The sequence below is a fragment of the Streptosporangium sp. NPDC020072 genome (genome assembly GCF_040631445.1).
In the GTDB taxonomy this organism is placed as follows: Bacteria; Actinomycetota; Actinomycetes; order Streptosporangiales; family Streptosporangiaceae; genus Streptosporangium.
On record NZ_JBEYAB010000018.1, the window covers coordinates 134,826 to 153,922 of the forward strand.

General features: G+C 73.1%; 16 protein-coding genes. 4 read left to right on the forward strand and 12 right to left on the reverse strand.

Translation table 11 applies throughout. From position 1 onward, the window contains the following. Nucleotide 1: 1 nt before the first annotated feature. Both ABZ470_RS35725 and ABZ470_RS35730 read left to right on the forward strand, forming a co-directional pair. Entirely contained in the window at nt 2–1,063 is a 1,062-nt protein-coding gene (locus ABZ470_RS35725; protein ID WP_352012662.1) for an LLM class flavin-dependent oxidoreductase, read from the forward strand. A gap of 51 nt (nt 1,064–1,114) precedes the next feature. Then, the gene (locus tag ABZ470_RS35730) at nt 1,115–1,960 is read left to right on the forward strand and encodes an MBL fold metallo-hydrolase (RefSeq protein ID WP_362917020.1); all 846 of its coding nucleotides are present in this window, start codon (nt 1,115–1,117) and stop codon (nt 1,958–1,960) included. Here the strand turns inward: ABZ470_RS35730 and ABZ470_RS35735 are convergent. After that, a complete protein-coding gene (locus tag ABZ470_RS35735; RefSeq protein WP_352012664.1) occupies nt 1,894–2,301 on the reverse strand; it encodes a hypothetical protein in 408 nt (135 codons plus the stop codon). The two genes, ABZ470_RS35730 and ABZ470_RS35735, sit on opposite strands and share 67 nt — an antisense overlap. Before the next feature lie 197 nt (nt 2,302–2,498). On the opposite strand from ABZ470_RS35735, the gene ABZ470_RS35740 reads away from it, so the two are divergent. Then, a complete protein-coding gene (locus ABZ470_RS35740) occupies nt 2,499–3,929 on the forward strand; it encodes an amino acid permease (RefSeq protein WP_362917022.1) in 1,431 nt (476 codons plus the stop codon). 5 nt (nt 3,930–3,934) lie between these two features. On the opposite strand, the gene ABZ470_RS35745 is transcribed toward ABZ470_RS35740, so the two are convergent. The 10 genes from ABZ470_RS35745 to ABZ470_RS35790 all read right to left on the reverse strand — a co-directional run bounded on the left by ABZ470_RS35745 (nt 3,935) and on the right by ABZ470_RS35790 (nt 15,544). Beyond that, nucleotides 3,935–5,779, reverse strand: a complete 1,845-nt coding sequence (locus ABZ470_RS35745; protein ID WP_352012666.1) for an FUSC family protein — start codon at nt 5,777–5,779, stop codon at nt 3,935–3,937. A gap of 59 nt (nt 5,780–5,838) precedes the next feature. Then, a complete protein-coding gene (locus ABZ470_RS35750; protein WP_362917024.1) occupies nt 5,839–7,941 on the reverse strand; it encodes a xanthine dehydrogenase family protein molybdopterin-binding subunit in 2,103 nt (700 codons plus the stop codon). Then, complete coding sequence (locus ABZ470_RS35755; RefSeq protein ID WP_362917026.1) at nt 7,938–8,924, reverse strand: xanthine dehydrogenase family protein subunit M; 987 nt, start codon at nt 8,922–8,924, stop codon at nt 7,938–7,940. Before ABZ470_RS35755 ends, ABZ470_RS35750 begins: the two co-directional genes overlap by 4 nt. After that, a complete protein-coding gene (locus tag ABZ470_RS35760; protein ID WP_352012714.1) occupies nt 8,921–9,430 on the reverse strand; it encodes a 2Fe-2S iron-sulfur cluster-binding protein in 510 nt (169 codons plus the stop codon). Before ABZ470_RS35760 ends, ABZ470_RS35755 begins: the two co-directional genes overlap by 4 nt. Before the next feature lie 120 nt (nt 9,431–9,550). Continuing rightward, entirely contained in the window at nt 9,551–10,684 is a 1,134-nt protein-coding gene (gene pcaC, locus ABZ470_RS35765; protein WP_362917028.1) for a 4-carboxymuconolactone decarboxylase, read from the reverse strand. Further along, nucleotides 10,681–11,931 (reverse strand): lyase family protein, encoded by a 1,251-nt coding sequence (locus tag ABZ470_RS35770; RefSeq protein ID WP_362917030.1) that lies wholly within the window; start codon nt 11,929–11,931, stop codon nt 10,681–10,683. Before ABZ470_RS35770 ends, pcaC begins: the two co-directional genes overlap by 4 nt. A gap of 49 nt (nt 11,932–11,980) precedes the next feature. Then, nucleotides 11,981–12,484 (reverse strand): protocatechuate 3,4-dioxygenase subunit alpha, encoded by a 504-nt coding sequence (gene pcaG, locus ABZ470_RS35775; protein WP_352012671.1) that lies wholly within the window; start codon nt 12,482–12,484, stop codon nt 11,981–11,983. Beyond that, nucleotides 12,481–13,152 carry a protocatechuate 3,4-dioxygenase subunit beta gene (pcaH, locus tag ABZ470_RS35780; RefSeq protein ID WP_362917032.1) on the reverse strand — a complete coding sequence of 224 codons (672 nt, stop codon included), beginning with the start codon at nt 13,150–13,152 and terminating at the stop codon, nt 12,481–12,483. Before pcaH ends, pcaG begins: the two co-directional genes overlap by 4 nt. Continuing rightward, nucleotides 13,149–14,336: a thiolase family protein gene (locus tag ABZ470_RS35785; protein ID WP_362917034.1), complete on the reverse strand. Its 1,188-nt coding sequence runs from the start codon at nt 14,334–14,336 to the stop codon at nt 13,149–13,151. The genes pcaH and ABZ470_RS35785 overlap by 4 nt, the downstream gene beginning before the upstream one ends. Further along, nucleotides 14,333–15,544, reverse strand: coding sequence for a 4-hydroxybenzoate 3-monooxygenase (locus tag ABZ470_RS35790; RefSeq protein ID WP_362917036.1), 1,212 nt, complete (start codon nt 15,542–15,544; stop codon nt 14,333–14,335). The genes ABZ470_RS35785 and ABZ470_RS35790 overlap by 4 nt, the downstream gene beginning before the upstream one ends. A 155-nt stretch (nt 15,545–15,699) precedes the next feature. Here ABZ470_RS35790 and ABZ470_RS35795 point away from each other — a divergent pair, with 155 nt between their 5' ends. Further along, on the forward strand, nt 15,700–16,431 hold the full coding sequence (locus ABZ470_RS35795; RefSeq protein WP_362917038.1) for an IclR family transcriptional regulator: 732 nt from the start codon (nt 15,700–15,702) through the stop codon (nt 16,429–16,431). 26 nt (nt 16,432–16,457) lie between these two features. On the opposite strand, the gene ABZ470_RS35800 is transcribed toward ABZ470_RS35795, so the two are convergent. Beyond that, nucleotides 16,458–18,683, reverse strand: a complete 2,226-nt coding sequence (locus tag ABZ470_RS35800) for a SpoIIE family protein phosphatase (RefSeq protein WP_362917040.1) — start codon at nt 18,681–18,683, stop codon at nt 16,458–16,460. Between the last annotated feature and the right edge of the window lie 414 nt (nt 18,684–19,097).

Below are 19,097 nucleotides of genomic sequence, written 5' to 3' on the forward strand. Positions count from 1 at the left end.
CATGGCTGAAGACATCATCCGAGGTGTGGCCCGGGGGGCCGCCGAGGTTCCGCTCTCGATCCTGGAGCTGGCGGTCGTCGGGTCGGGAGTGAGCCCGACCAGGGCGTTGCGGGCGAGCACCGAGCTGGCCAGGAGAGCCGAGGAGTGGGGGTACCACCGCATCTGGGTGGCCGAGCACCACGGCATGCCCTCGGTCGCCAGTTCCTCCCCCGCCGTGCTGATCGCCCATCTCGCCGCGGCGACACGGACCATCCGCCTGGGTTCCGGCGGCGTGATGCTGCCCAACCACGCCCCGCTGGTCGTCGCCGAGCAGTTCGGCACCCTGCACGCGCTGCATCCCGGCCGCATCGACCTCGGGCTCGGCAGGGCGCCGGGCACCGACCAGGCGACCGCTCGGGCGCTGCGCAGGAACGGCCCGGACGCCGACGACTTCCCCGAGCAGCTGGCCGAGCTGACCGCCTTCCTCGACGGTTCCTTCCCCGAGGGGCACCCGCTGCGCAAGGTCGTCGCCACCCCCAGGACTCCGGAGTCGGGGCGCCCGCCGATCTGGCTGCTCGGATCGAGCGGCTTCAGCGCCCAGCTCGCGGGCATCCTCGGCCTGCCGTTCGCCTTCGCCCACCACTTCAGCGCGGCCAACACCCTGCCCGCCCTTGAGCTCTACCGTTCCGCCTTCCAGCCCTCCGCGGTGCTGGAGCGGCCGTACGCGATGATCGGGGTCTCCGCCGTCGCCGCGGAGACCTCGGAGCGGGCGCTGAGCCTGGCGCTGCCCGGCGCGCTGTCCATGCTCAGGCTGCGCAGGGGGGCTCCCCAGCCGGTGCCGACGCCCGAGGAGGCGCGGGATCACCCCTACACCCCGGCCGAGCGGGTCTTCGTCGAGGACTACCTGTCCAACGTGGTCCTGGGCGACCCCGGGGAGGTCAGGGAGGGCCTGAACGCGCTGCGCAAGCGCACCGAGGCCGACGAATTGATGATCACCACGATGGTGCACGACCCCGAGGACAGGATCCGCTCCTACGAACTTCTCGCCCAGGCCTACGACCTGCCCCGCGGACCCGTCGGCTAGCGTCGGCTCAGGAAGTCTTCGGGGAACCGTACGGCTCACAAGGGAGTCACCGTGAACGACCTGCCGATCTGTGTGACCTGTGGTGTTCAGTACGCCGCTCTCAGGGAGAACTGCCCGATCTGTGAGGACGAGCGGCAGTACGTCGGCTGGCAGGGGCAGCGCTGGACGTCGCTGGCCGAGCTGAGCGCGGCCGGCCACAGGGCCGTGGTCGCCGAGGAGGGGCCTGGCGTCGTCGGCCTGGGCACCGACCCGGCGACCGCGATCGGCCAGCGCGCGCTGCTGGTGCGCTCCGCCGGGGGCAACGTGCTGTGGGACATGGTCACCCACTTCGACGATGAGGTCGTCCGGCAGGTCCGCGAACTGGGCGGGATCAAGGCCATCGCGATCAGCCATCCGCACTTCTACGGCTCGATGGTCGAGTGGGCGCACGCCTTCGACGCGCCGGTCTACATCCACGCCAAGGACCGCGCGTGGGTGGCCCGCCCGGACGAGTCGGTCGTGTTCTGGGAGGGCGAGACCCTGGAGATCGGCGACGACCTGACCCTGGTCAACGCGGGCGTGCACTTCGAGGGCGGCCAGGTGCTGCACCGGCGCGAGGGGGCGCACGGCCCGGCGGCGCTGTTCTCCGGCGACATCCTCCAGGTGGTCTCCGACCGGCGCTGGGTCTCGTTCATGTACAGCTACCCGAATCTCATCCCCGAGCGCCCGAGGACGGTCCGCCGCGCCCTGTCGCTGCTTGAGCCCTACGACTTCGAGCGGGTCTACGGCGGCTGGTGGAAGCGGATCGTGCGCACCGACGGGGCGCGGGCCGTGCGGCGCTCGGCCGAGCGCTACCTGCGGTTCGCCCTCGACGACGCCCCCGGCGACGCCTCAGCCGACGCCCCCGAGGGCGGCTGAGGCTCCTCAGGGTCGTCGACGTCGAGCTCGGGGTGCTCCTCGGGCCAGTCGGCGGGCTCGATCAGACGGCGTACGGCGTCGCCGTCGAAGATCGAGGACAGGACTCCGGCCACCCCCTCCCCCAGTGGCCGCAACGCCTCGACCACGGCCTGGGCGCGAGCGCCCGCCTCCTGCAGCAGCCCCTCGACCAGGGGCGGCAGGGGTGGCGTGGGCAGCGTGAGCCGCGGTCTCGGCGCGGGTTTCTCCGGTGGCGCCCAGCGCATGGAGTCCTCGCTCATGGCGAGCCACTCGTCGACGACTCCGTCGATGGCGTCGAGCACATGATCGGGATCGCTCGGCATGGCGTCTCCCCCCGTGTCCGGGATTCGATACCTCGACGCTACCCTGCAAAAACCCCTCCTACCAGCCAATACTCCCCAATCTGACAGAACACCTCTCATGGAGTAAGCATCGCGAAAAAGGGGTAAGACCCGGACGTGGCGGGCCAGATCGGGTCGTCCGCCGCAGTCGTCGTGAGTCGTCGTGCGAGGGGAGCGCCATGGCCAGACTGCGGACGGGAACCGGCCTTCTGCGCCGCAAGCCCATCGAGCACATCGAGGAACCCGAGGGTGGAAGAACCGAACAGCTCACCCGCGTGCTGGGACTCTGGCAGCTCACCGCCATCGGAGTCGGCGGCATCATCGGCGCGGGCATCTTCACCCTGGCGGGCGCCGTCGCCAACGGCATCGCCGGACCGGCCGTCGTCGTCTCCTTCCTGATCGCCGGAATCGCCAGCGCGGCGGCGGCCTTCTCCTACGCCGAGTTCGCCGGGCTGATCCCCAAGGCCGGATCGGCCTACACCTACGGCTACGCGGTGCTCGGCGAGATCGCGGGCTGGTTCATCGGCTGGGACCTGCTGCTTGAGTACACCGCGATCGTCGCGGTCGTCGCCATCGGCATCTCGGGCTACTTCTCCTTCCTGCTCGGCGACCTGGGCGTGAACCTGCCCTCGTGGATGCTCGGCGCGCCGGGGACGGGCGCGGGGCACCGGGTCGACCTGTTCGCCGCCCTGCTGTGCCTGCTGATCGCCTACCTGCTGAACCTCGGCATGCGCAACGCGGCCAGGTTCGAGATGGCGGTCGTCGGCCTGAAGGTCGCCGTGGTGCTGCTGGTCATCGTGGTCGGCCTCTTCCACATCAACACCTCGAACTACACCCCCTTCTTCCCCTACGGCATCGGCGGCGCGTTCACCGGCGCGGCCACGGTGTTCTTCGCCGTCTTCGGCTACGACGCCATGAGCACGGCCGCCGAGGAGTCCAAGGACGCCCAGCGCCACATGCCGAAGGCGATCATCTACTCGCTGGGCGTCTCAATGGTGCTGTACGTGCTGGCCTGCCTGGTGCTGACGGGCATGCAGCACTACACCGAGATCGACAAGGAGAGCGGGTTCTCCACGGCGTTCAAGGCGGTCGGCCTGCGGGGCCTGGCCGACGTGATCGCGGTCGGCGCGATCGTCGGCATCCTGACCGTCATGTTCACCTTCATGCTCGGCGTCAGCCGCGTGTGGTTCTCGATGAGCCGTGACGGGCTGCTGCCCAGGTGGTTCGCCAAGACGCACCCCACCCGGCACGTGCCGACCCGGGTGACGTGGATCGTCGGCGTCATCTCCGCGCTCATCGCCGGGTTCCTTCCCATCGTCGAGGCGGCCGAGCTGACCAACATCGGCATCCTGCTGGCCTTCGTCGTGGTGTGCGCCTCGGTGATCGTCCTGCGCTACCGGCGGCCCGACCTGCCCAGGACCTTCCGCTGCCCGGGGATGCCCGTCGTCCCGGCGATCGGCATCCTCTTCTCACTCTGGCTGATCACCTTCCTGCAGTGGCAGACGTGGGTCCGCTTCGCGGTGTGGTTCGTGATCGGCCTGGTCGTGTACTTCGCCTACTCCTACCGGCACTCCGCCCTGGCCTCAGAGGAGCGCGCCGGGGAGGGCTAGCCGGGTCAGCAGGTGTGGTGCCCGGAGACGGTGTCGCCCAGGCCGCGCACCGCGGCGTTCACCCGTTCCAGCGCGTCCTCCCGCGCGAGTTCCGGCCGTCCCGGCGGGGTGCCCGCGCGCACGTCCCGCGCGATCCCCTCAAGTGAGGCGACCGCCGCCCCGACCGCCCCGGCCGACGGCCGCGGGGCGCCGTGCTCGGTCCTGGCGACGGTCGCGGCGGTCGCGTCGGCCACCCGTTCGAGGGCGGTCATCGCGGGCATCCACGTGGTGACGCGCCTGCTGACCACGGCCGGTTCCGTCATCGCCCGCTGGAAGACGGTGCGCAGGTCGGCCAGGGCGTCGTAGACGCGGTGGCGCAGCGCCGCCCTGCCGGTGTGCCCGGGGTCGAAGGCGTGCCGGAGATAGTCGGCGGTCGCCGAGACCGCGTCGGCGAACCTCGGCCCGACCGGCGCCTCCCAGCTCGCGGGCCACGGCAGGTATCCCAGCAGCAGGACGATCAGGCACCCGGCCAGCGTGTCGACCAGCCGGATCTCGGCCAGCCTCGGCCCGCCACGGGTCAGCAGGTCGACCAGCAACAGCACCAGCGGCGCCTGGAAGGCCGACATCAGCCCCCAGTTGCGCTGCATGCCGTACGGCAGGAGCGCGGCGAAGACCGCGACCGGGACCAGGAGCGCGGGGCCGTACGGCACGGCGACGAGCACGACGGTGCCGATCACCGTGCCGGCGAGAGTGCCGAGGGCTCGCTGCACGGCGCGGGCGAAGACCGAGCCGAAGTCGGGTTTGAGCACCAGCGCGACGGTCAGCGTCGTCCAGTAGGACCGTTCGACCAGGTGCAGTTCGCTCAACGCGCTCGCGACCCCCACGCACAGCGCGAGCCTGACGGTGTAGACACGGGTCAGCCGGCCCGACCACATCCGTTCCCAGGCCTGTCTGAGGCGCTCACCCCGGTCCCGCCACTCGTACGGCGGGCCGTCGGCGGGCGGGTCCCCGCCGTACAGCAGTTCGACGGCCCCTTCGAGGGCCGAGCCGAGGGCGCGGGTCGCGGGCGAGTCCGGCCCCTCCCCCGGCGTCCTCGCCGGGAGCGGCCCTCCGGCGAGCGCGTCCGCGACGCCCTCGACGGCCGCCTTCGTGCCCTCCGGCGGGTCGCGCCCCTCCAGGTCGAGGGAGATCAGGGCGTTGCGGACCAGCGAGGCCTGGTTCAGCAGGGCGACCGCGCGGGTGCGCCACGGGTCGGTCCCCGCCGACGCGGAACGGGCGCCGAACACGGTGTCGTAGGCGTTCCTGAGGGCGGTGTCGAAGGCGACGACGGTACCGGCGTCACGCCCGGCGGCCAGGGCGCCGAGCGCCCGGTAGGCCGCGATCACCGCCGCCTCCTCCGGCGCCCTCGGGTGCAGCGGCCAGTCGGCCAGCGCGAGCGCCAGCGCCCACGCCGAGCCGAGCAGGAACAGCAGCGTGCCCGCCCCCGGCGGTCCCAGCGGGACGCCGGTGCCGAGCACGGTCATCACGAGGAGCTGGAGCCCGGCGCTCGACCCGGCGGCGCCGGTGGTGCTGACCAGCGCGGACAGCACCGCGACCGCGACGGTGACCAGCACCGCCCACCAGCCGGTCTCCCTGGCCGCGGCCCCGACCAGGAAGCCCGCCGCGCCGCCGAGCGCGGTGGCGCCCATCCTGACGACCCTGGCCCGGTAGGAGCCGCCCTGGTCGGCCAGGGCGGTGCCCATGGCCCCCATGGCGGGCAGCAGCCCCAGGGCGATGCGCCCCATGGCGAGTCCCGCCAGCAGCGGGGCGACCACGGCCAGCGCCGTGCGCAGCATCGGCCACGGGCGGGGCGCCGCGGGCCTGATCCGCACCGTCTCGACGAGCCAGCCGGGCGCCGCGTCCGCGAGCCTGCCCGCGGTGTGCCTGAAGATCAGCGCACGAGCCTGTCGATGCGGATCGGCAGGTCGCGGACGCGGACCCCGGTCGCGTGGTGGACGGCGTTGGCCACGGCGGCGGCGGTGCCGACGATGCCGATCTCGCCGATGCCCTTGGTCCCCATCGGGTTGAGGTGCGGGTCGTCCTCCTCGATCCAGACGGCCTCGACGTCGCGGACGTCGGCGCAGGCGGCCACGTGGTACTGGGCGAGGTCGTGGTTGAGGTAGTCGCCGAACTCACGGTCCATGACGCTCTCCTCCAACAGCGCCATCGACATGCCCATGGTCATGCCGCCGACGAACTGCGAACGGGCGGTCTTGGGGTTGACGATCCGGCCCGCGGCGAACACCCCGAGCAGCCGCAGCACCCGTGTCTCCCCTGTCGCGGGGTCCACCCCGACCTCGGCGAACTGGGCGCCGAAGGCGTGCTGCGCGAAACGCCGTTCCCCTCCGATCTCCCGCGCGGTGTCGGCGGAGACCTCGACGCCGTCCGGGGGCACCTGGCCGTCCCGCTCCCGCAGCGCCCCGGTGAGCGCCTCGCAGGCCCTGACCACGGCCGTGCCCCAGGAGGCGGTGCCCATCGAGCCGCCCGCGAGTGAGGCGTCGGGCAGCGCGCTGTCGCCGATCTCCACGCGGACCAGGCCGGGCGGGACGCCCAGCGTGTCGGCGGCGATCTGGGTCAGCGCGGTCCTGGCGCCGGTGCCGATGTCCATCGCGGCGATCCGTACGGTGAACGTGCCGTCGGCCAGGGCCGTCGCGCTCGCCTTCGAGGGGCGGCGGTAGACCGGGTAGGTGGAGGCCGCGACGCCGGTGCCGACCAGCAGGCCGTCCCTGAGCCTGACGCCGGGGGCCGGGTCGCGGTCCGCCCAGCCGAACCTGCGCGCCCCCTCGCGCATGCAGGCGACCAGGTTGCGGGAGCTGAAGGGCAGGCCGCTCTCCGGGTCGGTCTCCGGCTCGTTGCGGACGCGCAGTTCGATCGGGTCGATCCCGCAGGCGAAGGCCAGCTCGTCCAGCGCCGACTCCAGGGCGAACATGCCGGGCGCCTCGCCCGGGGCTCGCATCCAGGAGGGCGTGGGCACATCCAGCCTGACCAGCCGGTGAGTGGTGCGCCGGTTGGGGGCGGCGTACATCATCCGGGTGGGTGTGGCCGTCTGCTCGGCGAACTCCCTGATCCGTGAGCTCTGCTCGAACACGTCGTGGACGATCACCCCGAGGTGTCCCCGGGCGTCGGCGCCGAGCCGTATCCGCTGGATGGTCGGGGTGCGGTAGCCGATCACCGAGAACATCTGGCTGCGGGTCACCGCGAGTTTGACGGGCCGCCCGGCGTGTTTGGCGGCCAGCGCGGCGAGCACGACCGGCGACAGCGGCGTGCCCTTCGACCCGAAACCGCCTCCCACGTGCGGGGAGACGACCCGGACGTTGCCCGGCGGCAACCCGAACAGCGGCGCGACGATGTCGCGGACCGAGGTCGCCCCCTGGGTCGAGTCGTAGAGGGTCAGCCCGTCGCCGTCCCACACGGCGACGGTGGCGTGCGGCTCCATCGGGTTGTTGTGCTCGGCGGGGGTCGAGTAGACCTCGTCCACCACCACCTCGGCCGCGGCGAGGGCGGCGTCCGGGTCTCCCTGCTCGGTGTCGGCGGGGTAGACCGGATTGACCCGTTCCGGACGGTACATACCGGGGTGGTCGGCGCGCAGTTCGACGTCGTGCTCCTCGACGTCGTAGTCCACCCGCAGCAGCCTGGCCGCCTCGACGGCGTTCTCCAGCGTCTCGGCGACCACGACCGCGACGTACTGGCCCCGGTAGGCGACCCGGCGCGACTGGAGCACCGAGAGCTCGGCGTTCTCCGCGGGGGCCAGCCTGGGGGCGTTGCCGTACCAGATGGCGGCGATCACGCCGGGAAGCTTGAGGGCGGCGTCGGCGTCGACCGCGCGGACCTCGCCCCTGGCGATGCCCGCCTGCACGGGCGCGGCGTAGACCAGATCGTCCGGGGCGTACTCGTAGGCGTATTTCGCCCGGCCCGTCACCTTCTCCAGGCCCTCGACCCGGTCGAGCGCCGAACCGACGGAGGAGGCGGCACCGGGGCCCGCGAGGGTGGTCATGACGCCTCCGCGAGGTCGACGAGGGTGCGGACGAGCACGTTGCGGGCCAAGGGGACCTTGAACGCGTTGCCGGGCAGCGGCCGTGCGGCGGCCAATTCGGCCTCCGCGGCCCTGATGAACTCGGCCTCCGTCGCAGCCGCGCCGCGCAGCGCGGCCTCGGCCGTCTCGGCCCGCCAGGGCGCGTGGGCGACCCCGCCGAACGCGATCCGGCAGTCGCGTACCGTCCCGTCGGCCACGTCGAGGACGGCGGCGACGGAGACGACCGCGAAGGCGAACGACGCCCTGTCCCTGACCTTGCGGTAGCGCGAACGGCCGGGGAACGGCAGCGGCGGCACCTCGACGGCGGTTATCAGCTCGCCCTGGCCGAGCACGGTGTCGCGTTCCGGCTCCTCCCCCGGCAGCCGGTGCAGTCCGGGCATCGGCACGGTCCGCGGCCCCTCGGCGCCCTCGACGTGCACGATCGCGCCGAGCGCGGCCAGCGCGACGGCCATGTCCGAGGGGTGGGTGGCCACGCAGTCGTCCGAGTGACCGAGGATCGCCAGGTTGCGGTGCTCTCCCGCCCTGGCCGGGCAGCCGGTGCCGGGCAGGCGTTTGTTGCAGGGTTTGGTGACGTCCTGGAAGTAGGGGCAGCGGGTGCGCTGCATCAGGTTGCCGCCGACGGTCGCCATGTTGCGGATCTGGCCGGAGGCCCCGGCGAGCACCGCCTGGGACAGCAGGGGGTGGCGGCGCCGTACCAGGGGGTCGGCGGCCAGGTCGCTGTTGCGCACGCCCGCGCCGATCAGCAGGGCGCCGTCCCCGGTCTCCTCGATCGTGCCGGAGGCGATCCCGCTGACGTCGACCAGGACGTCGGGGACGGCGACACCGAGCCGCATCAGGTCGACCAGGTTCGTGCCGCCCGCGAGGTACATGGTGTCCGGCCTGCCGGCGGCCGTGGCGACCGCGCTCGGGGCGTCCGGGGCCCTCAGGTAGGAGAAGGGCCTCATCCCGCCACCTCCCCGATGGCCGCGACGATGTTGACGTAGGCGCCGCAGCGGCACAGGTTGCCGCTCATGCGCTCGCGGATCTCCTCCTCGTCGAGGTTCACGCCGGAGCCGGTGCCGTCGTCGCGGGTGACCGCGCTCGGCCATCCGGCCGCCGCCTCGGCCAGCACGCCGACCGCGGAGCAGAGCTGGCCCGGGGTGCAGTAGCCGCACTGGAAGGCGTCGTGTTCGACGAACGCCGTCTGCAGCGGGTGGAGCCCGTCGCCGTCCGCCAGCCCCTCCACGGTCACGACCCGCCTGCCGTCCAGGGTCACGGTCAGTGTCAGGCAGGACTTCACCCTCCTGCCGTCGAGCAGTACGGTGCACGCCCCGCACTGCCCGTGGTCGCAGCCCTTCTTCGCGCCGGTCAGCCCGAGCCGCTCGCGGAGCGTGTCCAGGAGTGTCTCCCTGGTGTCCACGGTGATCGGGTGCCGCTCCCGGTTGACCGAGAGCACGAGGTCCGCCGTGATCGGGGAGGGCGCCGGTGCCGGTCCTTCTGATCCCGTGATGTGCGTTTCGCCGTTCACGGGCGCTCTCCTACCCACTCATCCGGTTCCTTACCTCCCGGACGCGTCACGCGCAGGGCCAGGTCAGAGCACCCCGACCTCGTCCAGGGTCCGCTGCGCCACGGCGAAGGCGGCGTTGGCCGCGGGCACCCCGCAGTAGACGGCGCTCTGCAGCAGCACCTCCTTGATCTCGTCGGGGGTCAGCCCGTTGCGCAGGGCCGCGCGGACGTGCATGGCCAGCTCCTCTAGGTGGCCCCCGGCGACGAGGGCGGTCAGGGTGACGCAGCTGCGGGTACGGCGGTCCAGCCCGGGACGGTTCCAGATCCCGTCCCAGGCGTAGCGGGTGATGAACTCCTGGAAGTCACGGGTGAAGCCGGTGGTCGCGGCTTCGGCGCGGTCGACGTGCGCGTCCCCGAGCACCCGCCGCCTGGTCCTGGCCCCCTCGGCGGCGCGTTCGCCGCCGAGGTGGCGGACGATCGCCGCGGTGACCTCCTCCGGCCGTTCGACGCCCGCCAGGTGGGAGGCGCCTGGCACGACCGTGAGCAGCGCGCCGGGGATGCCGGCGGCGAGGGTGAGGGCGTGCGCCAGGGGCGTCGCCGGGTCGTCCGCGCCCGCGACGACCAGGGTCGGCGCGGCGACCGCGCCCAGCTCACCGGTGAGGTCGTAGTCCGCCAGCGCCTCGCAGCAGGCGGCGTAGGAGCCCGCGTCCACCCCGTACGGCATCCGCCGCACCTCGGTGACGGCCTCAATGACAGCCTCGGTGCCGGTTTCGGGGGCGCTGAACCAGCGGGCGGGCAGCACGTCGGCCAGCGGTTTCATGCCGTCCCGCCGTACGGCGTGCGCCCGCTCGTGCCACGGTCCCGGCTCACCGAAGCGGGCGGAGCTGCAGCACAGCACCAGGTGGCTGACCCGCTCGGGGGCCGTGAGGGCGACGGTCGCGGCGACGGCGCCGCCGAGGGAGATGCCGCCGACCGCGAACCTGTCGGCCTTCTCCTGGGTGGCCAGGGCGAGCACGGCGTCGGCGAGCAGGCCGACGGTGACCTCGCTCACGGGCGCCGAGCCGCCGTGACCCGGCAGGTCGTAGCGGAGCACCCGCCAGGAGGCGGTCAGCGCCTCCATCTGCGGGTCCCACACGTGCAGGGTGGTGCCCAGCGAGGGGCCGAGCACCAGCAGCGGTGCCCAGGCGGGCCCGTCGACGCGGTGGCTGAGGATCGTCAAGGCTGCTCCCGGTAGGCGGTCAGAACTCGGTCGATGAGGGGTTGCGCCGCCCCGAGGTAGCCCGCGGGGTCGAACGTCTCCTCGGGGACCTCCCCCGCGAGCGTCCGCCGGAGTGGGCCCTCCTGCGCCGCCGCCCGGTCGAGCCGGTCCCTGCCGAGCAGGGTGGCCAGGCGTTCGGAGACGACGCGGTCGCCGGTGAGGTCCAGGTTGGCGCGCATCCGCTCGGGGAAGACCCGCAGCCCGGCGAGCAGTTCCGCGGTGGTCGCGGCGGCGCCGCCGGTCAGCCGCAGGCACTCGCGCGTCGCGTGCCACTCGGCCTGCCAGGCGCCCGCGGCCCGCTCGTGCTCGGCCAGCTGCGCCGAGGCCAGGAGCTGGCCGTACACCGGGATCTGCAGGGCCGCGGAGCGCACGAGCACCGCCAGCGCGGGGTTGCGCTTGTGCGGCATCGCCGAGGAGCCCCCCGTGGAGGACTCGGCGACCTCGCCGACCTCCGTCTGGGCGAGCATGATCACGTCGAGGGCCGTCTTGCCGAGGGCGCCGGAGGTCTGGGTGAGGGCCGCGCCCAGTTCTGCGACCGGTGACCGTTCCGCATGCCAGGGCACCGGCGGCGCGGCCAGCCCGAGTTCCTCGGCGAACAGCGCGGGCAGCGCCGGGTCTCCGCCGAGCGCGGCCAGGGTGCCCGCGGCCCCGCCGAGCTGGGCGGGCGTGCGCAGGTCCCGCAGCCGTGCCCGTGCGGCGAGCAGGCCGGACAGCCATCCCGCCGCCTTCAGGCCGAAGGTCGTCGGCACGGCGTGCTGGCCGAGTGTCCTGGCCGCCGTCAGCGTGTGGCGGTGGGTCTCGGCGAGCCCGGCGAGGGTGGCCATGGCCCGGTCGAGGTCGGCGCCGATGATCCCGATCGTGTCCCGGCAGACGAGCATGGCGGCGCTGTCGAGGATGTCCTGGCTGGTGGCGCCGTGGTGGACGTACCGCGCAGCCCCGGTGGCCGTCTCCGCGACGGCCCGGCGCAGTTCGGCGACCAGCGGCACGACGGGGTTGGCCGACTGTCTGCCCCGCAGGGCGAGGTCCGCGGGGTCCGGGGTGAGCGCGCCCGCGACCCGGCCGATCACCGCCGCCGCCTCCGGCGGCACCGTGCCCGCGCGGGCCTGGGCGCGGGCCAGCGCCGCCTCCGCCGTCAGCATGGCGCGCAGCCACACGCGGTCCGAGGTGGCCGCCTCGGCCGCCGTGCCCGCCCTGACCGGGCTCAGCAAGCCGGTGTCCTGCTCGGAGCCCGAAGCGGGGCCGGAACTCAAGGAAGGGTCAGAACTCAAGGAAGACCGTCTCCCCTTCCCCTTGGAGCCTCACGTCGAAACGGTAGCCCCCCTCCCCGTCGGGCTCGGCGATCAGGGTGGCCCTGCGCGCGGGGTCGAGCGCGTCGAGCAGCGGGTCGGGGCCGTCCTGGAGGTAGACGCGGGTGGCGACGGAGCGCAGCAGCCCCCTGGCGAAGACCAGCATCGCCAGGTACGGCCCGGCGGGCCTGGCGGTGCGGAACCGGTAGGACCCGTCGGCGTCCGTCGGGCAGCGTCCGAAGCCGGAGACGCCCTCACCCGCGCGGTCCAGCGCCCTTCTGGTGCCCGTCTCGCCGAGCCACAGTTCGAGCATGGCGTCGGGCACGGGCTCGCCCGCCCCGTCGAGCACCCGCCCGGTGACGGTGATCGCCCCGGGGTGCCCCTCCGCGACCAGGTCGGGCCCCTGGGGGTAGGGCAGCGCGTAGCCGAAGAACGGCCCCACGGTCTGCGACGGGGTCGGTGGCACGGCGCTCACTGCTCCTCCGTCGGGGTGCGGCCGAGAACGATGTCGAACCGGTAGCCGAGCGCCCACTCGGGTTCGGTGACGTCCAGGTCGAAGTGGGCGACGAGCCGCTCGCGGGCGGCCGGGTCGGGGATGGACCGCATGATCGGGTCGTAGGGGAACAGCGGGTCGCCGGGGAAGTACATCTGGGTGACCAGGCGCTGGGTGAACGCGGTGCCGAAGACGGAGAAGTGGATGTGCGCGGGCCGCCAGGCGTTGTGGTGGTTGCGCCACGGGTAGGCGCCCGGCTTGATCGAGACGAACCGGTAGCGGCCCTGCTCGTCGGTCATGCACCGCCCCGCGCCGGTGAAGTTGGGGTCGAGCGGCGCGGGGTGCTGGTCGCGCTGGTGCGCGTAGCGCCCGGCGGCGTTGGCCTGCCAGACCTCCAGCAGGGTGCCGGGGACGGGCCTGCCGGCCGAGTCGAGGATCCGGCCGGTGACGATGATCCGCTCACCGATCGGCTCGCCCGCGTGGTGGCGGGTCAGGTCGGCGTCCAGTTCTCCGATCTCGTCGTGCCCGAAGACCGGGCCGGTCAGCTCGACGGCGTCCGGGTCGGCGCGGAAGGCGACCGGTGGCCTGGACGGCGCCCGCAGCACGCTGCTGCGGTAGTCCGGGCTCAGATAGGGAGGGTGGTGGGTCATGACCCTTCTGTTCCTTCCAGGACGAGCGCGAGTCCCTGTCCGACGCCGATGCAGAGCGTGGCCACGCCGTACCCGCCGGTCCTGGAGAGACGGTGGGCCAGGGTGCCCGCGAGCCTGGCTCCCGAGCAGCCGAGCGGGTGGCCGATCGCGATGGCGCCGCCCGCGGGGTTGACGAGTTCCGGGTCGAGGCCGGGCCATTCGGCCATGCAGGCCAGGACCTGGGCGGCGAAGGCCTCGTTGAGCTCCACGGTCGCCAGGTCGCCCAGGGAGAGTTTCGCCCTGTCCAGAGCCTTGGCGACCGCGTGCACCGGGCCGATGCCGAAGCTGACCGGGTCGACGCCCGCCACGCCGGTCGAGACCACCCTGGCCAGGGGGCGCAGGCCGTGCTCGGCCAGCCCCTCGGCGTCGGTGACCAGCAGGGCCGCCGCCCCGTCGTTGAGCGGGGAGGAGTTGCCCGCGGTGATGGTGCCCTCCGCGGTGAAGGCGGCCCTGAGCCTGGCCAGCCCCTGCGGGGAGGTGTCGGGGCGGATGGACTCGTCGGCGGTCAGGTCGCTGCCCTCGACGAGCGCGGTCTCCGCCTCCAGCGCCCCCGTCCGCCACGCCCGGTCCGCCAGCCGGTGGCTGCGCGCGGCGTACTCGTCCTGGGCCTCACGGGTGACGCCGTAGCGGGCGGCGAGCGTCTCGGTGGCCTCGCCGAGGGAGACCGTCCAGCGGTCCGGCATCCTGGGGTTGACCAGCCGCCAGCCGAGCGTGGTCGAGTGGAGCTGTTCGTGGCCGCGCGGGTAGGCCCGTTCCGGTTTGGGCAGCACCCAGGGGGCACGGCTCATGGACTCGACGCCGCCCGCCACGACGAGGGAGGCGTCGCCGACGGCGACCGCCCTGGCGGCCTGGATCACCGCCTCCAGGCCCGAGGCGCACAGCCGGTTGACCGTGGCGCCGGGCACCGTGACGGGCAGCCCGGCCAGCAGCGCCGCCATCCGGCCCACGTTGCGGTTGTCCTCGCCCGCCCCGTTGGCCGCGCCGAGGACGACGTCGTCGATCCTGGCGGGGTCAAGGCCCGGGGAACGGTCGAGCAGCGCCCTGACGACCCCGGCGGCCAGGTCGTCGGGACGGACCGAGGCGAGGGCCCCGCCGTACCGGCCGATCGGGGTGCGGACGGCGTCCGCGATGTAGACGTCCTTCACAGTGTTCGTGCTCCTGTCGTTTCCGGGAGGTCACGCTCGTACGGCAGGCCGACGTAGTTCTCCGCCAGCGTGGTCGCCGCGGCCTCGGAGGAGGTCACGTAGTCCAGGTGGGAGATCTGCAGCCGCCGCCCGTAGGCGTCGTCGGTGTCGAAGGTGTGCAGCAGCGTCGTCATCCACCAGGAGAAGTGCTGCGCCCGCCAGACCCGCCTCAGGCAGGTCTCCGAGTAGGCGTCGAGCAGGTCGTCCGAGCCGGTGGCGTACCGGTGCGCCAGCGCCTCGGTCAGCACCCGCACGTCGGCGACCGCGAGGTTGAGGCCCTTGGCACCGGTCGGGGGGACGATGTGCGCGGCGTCGCCCGCCAGGAACAGGTTGCCGTGGCGCATGGGCTCGGCCACGAAGCTCCGCATGGGCGTCACGCCCTTCTCCAGGATCTCCCCGGTGGTCAGGGTGAAGCCGGGCACCGTCTCAAGACGGGCGCGCAGTTCGGCCCAGATCCGCTCGTCCGGCCAGTCCGCGATGTCCTCCCCCGCAGGGACCTGCAGGTAGAAGCGGCTGATCTCGGGGGTGCGCATGCTGTGCAGGGCGAAGCCGCGCTCGTTCCAGGCATAGATCAGCTCCTCGGCGGACGGCACGGCCCTGGCCAGGACGCCGAGCCAGGCGAAGGGGTAGTCCCGTTCGTGGACGGTGAGCTCCCCTTCGGGGACGCTCGCCCGGGACACGCCGTGGAAGCCGTCGCAGCCCGCGATCACGTCGCAGTCGAGCCGCCCCCCGTCGAAGGTCAGGTAGGGGGCGTCGGTCCCGGCGTCGTGCACGGCCACGTCGCCGACCTCGAAGCGGATGTCGCCGCCCGCGGCGAGACGGGCGGCGATGAGGTCCTTGACGACCTCCTGCTGGCCGTACACGGTGATGGCGCGGCCGGGGACCAGCCGTTCGAAGGCCACCCGGTGACCCGCGCCGCCGTAGCGCAGCTCGATGCCGTGGTGGACGAGGCCCTCCCTGACGAGGCGGTCACCGACCCCGGCGGCGACGAGGGTGTCGACCGTCCCCTGTTCGAGCACCCCGGCCCTGACCCGCCGTTCGACGTGGTCGCGGCTGCGGCGTTCCAGCACCACCGAGTCGATGCCGCGCAGGTGCAGCAGGTGGGACAGGAGCAGCCCGGCGGGCCCCGCTCCGATGATCCCGACCTGTGTCCGCTGGGGATGAGTCATGGGGAGAGCATCGTGGACCCGGCGCGGAAAACCGAGCCCCGCCTTCCACTGGACGGAAGACAGGGGGGAGGATTGTCCTTGGGGGCGCCTTCCGTCCGGGAGCCCCGGGACAGGGGGACGTGATGGCCGGGGGGTCGCGGGAGCCGGGACGTTCGGTGACGTCGAAGGTCCTGGCGATCCTGGGCGCCTTCGACACCGGCCATCCCCATCTCAGCCTCTCGGAGGTCTCCCGGCGCAGCGGGGTACCGCTGGCGACCGCGCACCGCCTCGTGGGCGAGCTGGTCGCCTGGCAGGCGCTGAGCCGTACGGCAGACGGCCGCCTGCGGATCGGGCTGCGGCTGTGGGAGCTCGGCCAGCTCGCGCCGGGCAGGCTGCAGGAGGTCGCCCATCCGTGGCTGCAGGAGCTCTACGCCGACACCGGTGAGAACGTGCACCTGGCCGTGCGGGACGGCCTTGAGGTGCTCTACGTCGACAAACTGCACGGCAGGCGGGCCGTGCGGCTGGTCTCCAGGACGGGAGGCCGGCTGCCGATGCATCCGACGGGGGTCGGCAAGGCCCTGCTGGCCCACGAGCCCGAGTGGTTCCAGGCCGCCTATCTGGGGCGTGAGCTCGAACGGCCGACTCCGCGCACGATCGTCGAGCCGGGGCGGCTGGCCCGGGAACTGGCCACGGTGCGCGCCCAGGGGTACGCGCTGACGTTCGAGGAGATGAGCCTGGGCTCCTGCTCCGCGGCGGCGCCGGTGCTCGTCGACGGCCACGCGGTCGCCGCCGTCGGGATCGTCCTGTCCTCCCGGCGGGCCAGAGGACTGCAACGCCTGGTCGAGCCGCTGCTCAGGGTGACCGCGGGGATCGCCCGCGCCTACTCCGGGATCCCCCCGCAGGACTGAACCCCGCGCGCGCCACGGCGAGACGGTCACCCCAGGACCACCCTGGTCCCGCCGGGGGTCCCGCCCGGGTACGGCCCGGCGGCCAGGCGCAGCAGCAGGAGCGCGATGTCGTCGCTGCGGTGGCTGGTCTGCTGGGCGTGCCTGATCAGGGTGCTCGCCACCTCCTCCAGGGGGCGTTCCCCGACGCGTTCGAGTTCGGCGGCCAGGTCGGCGAGCGCCTCGTCGATGTCGACGCCGGGGGTCTCGACCAGGCCGTCGGTGTAGAGGGCCAGCGTCGAGCCGGGCTCCAGCGGGATCTCGGTGTGCGGGTAGTCAACGGAGTGGTCGATGCCCAGCAGCAGCCCGCCGGGGACCTCGACCACCTGTACCCGGCCGTCCGGCAGGCGCATCAGCGGCTGGGGGTGCCCGGCGCGGGCCAGGCAGGCCAGGTTCCGGCGCAGGTCGAGCCGCAGGTAGACGCAGCTGGCGAACAGGCCTGGGTCCAGGTCGACCAGGAGGTGGTTGGTGCGGGCCAGGACCTCGCCGGGGTCGGCGCCCGCGGTGGCGTAGGCGCGGACCGCGGTGCGCACCTGTCCCATGAGGGCCGCCGCGGTGACGTTGTGCCCCTGGACGTCGCCGACGACGGCGGCGACGGTGTCGTCGGCGAGGCCGATGACGTCGTAGAAGTCGCCTCCGATGTCCATGTCCTCGGTGCCGGGCAGGTAGCGGGCCGCGGCGCTCAGCCGGGGCAGCCGGGGAAGGGCGTGCGGGAGCAGGCTCTGCTGCAGGGCGTGGGCGAGTTCCAGCTTGGCGTCGTAGAGGCGGGCCCGTTCGAGGGCCTGGGCGATCAGGCCGCCGAGCGCGGTCAGCAGAGCGCGTTCCTCGACGGTGAAACGGTGGTTCCTGGCGAAGGCGAGCACGCAGGTGCCGACGGACCGTCCCGAGGCGATCAGCGGCAGGAACGCCCAGGAGGCCATGCCGTCGTCCACGGCGACCTCCGGGCCGTAGACCTCGTCCAACTCCTCCTGGGAGCCGAAGAAGCTGGGCACCCCGGTGACCATGGTCCGCACGCTCGGGGTCGGCGAGGTCAGCGGGAGGCCGTCGTAGTGCTCCCTGAGGTGGGGCGGGTAGCCGCGGTCGCCGACGACGCTCATCCTGCCGTCCTCGGCGACCATCAGCGCCATCCCGTCACCGCCGAAGGCGGGCATGAGCCGGTTGGCGACCAGGTCGACCACGTCCTGCACGCTGGCGGCCTTGGTGAGCGTGCTGGCCAGATGGAGGATGTGGTAGAGGGCGCCGACCCTGGTCGGGAGGGTCAGGCCGGCCTCGGCGACGGGGCCCGGCGAGCCGGTCTCCAGGGGCTGGACGGGCATGTCCGCCGCCTCGACCATGGCTGGGGAGATGCGCATGGTCACCCCGTTGAGCGCCGGGTAGAGCTCGAAGGACAGCCAGCGGTCGGGCGGGCGCAGCGCGACGAACGAGGCGGCCTGCTGGCTGATCATGGCCGCGCGGTAGCGGTCCTCGTAGACGGGGTCGTTCAGCCAGGGCACCCGGGTCCACGGGTGGGAGCCGAGCAGCCGGGCCGGGAGCATGCCGAGCAGCGCGGCGGCCCTGGGGGTGACGAAGGTGACGCGGCCTCCCGCGTCGAGCCCGCAGATGCCCTCGGGCAGACGGTCGGCGACCGCCGCAATCACCTCGGCGGGCTGCATGCTGGGGGCGGGCAGCACGCGCGGTTCCAGGCCGGGGCGCAGCCTGCGGCCCTGCCTGTCGGCCTCCTCAAGCCCCCGCGCCATCTCCGCGGCGGCGCGCAGAAGGCGTTCGCGCTCGTCCTCGGACAGCTCGCACGAGTGCGTGCCCGCCCACAGGGCGAACATCCCCCCGTAGACGGTGCCATGGACGGCGCCGGAGACGGTCGCGGCGCCGAGCAGCGGCACCGCGGCGAGGGAGAACTCGTACGGCATGACCAGCGCCGCCCCCGGGTAGACGCGGGCCATCTCCTTCTCGTCGCCGACCCACACCAGCCGCCGGTGGCGGATCGCGTCGGTGACCGGCATGGGCATGGCCATGCTCATCCGCTCCCAGGGGCGGATGAAGTCGCGGGGCGCCCCCTTCATCACCGCGAGTTCCAGCACGTCGGCGTCCGGCGCCAGCAGGTAGACCGCGCCCAGGTGGGCTCCCACGCTCTCCAGGGCCTTGACCAGGTCGTCGGCGAGCGCGTCGAGGCCGCTCCGCGGGGAACGGCCTTCGAGGAAGGTGGGGTACTCAGGCACCATCAGCGCCTCATCTCCGGCGCCCGGCCCGCGGACGGCCGCGCTCCCGGGCCGTGCCCGCCGTCACGTGCCGGTCCGCCCGCCCTTGGCGGACGGACGGGAGGGAAAGCCGCGCCATCCAATAACACGCCTTAATCCGCATATATGGACGATACTCCCCTTGACCAGGGGGTTTGGAGAGGCGCATTCCCAAGCTTGCCCCTGCCCGCTGATTTTGCGGCCCGCCGACGACGTCCTGACGCCGCGACGAACCTCCGGCGACGCGCCATTCCAAAGAATGGAACGCGTTTACCAGATATGGCGCGGTTCACATGGTCCACGTGGCCATACCTACAGATATGGTCAAAAAAGAATCATGGTACGAAAAATCATGAGATCGCACTATCCATCGCCCCGCCGTACGGCGAGGCGTCCGAC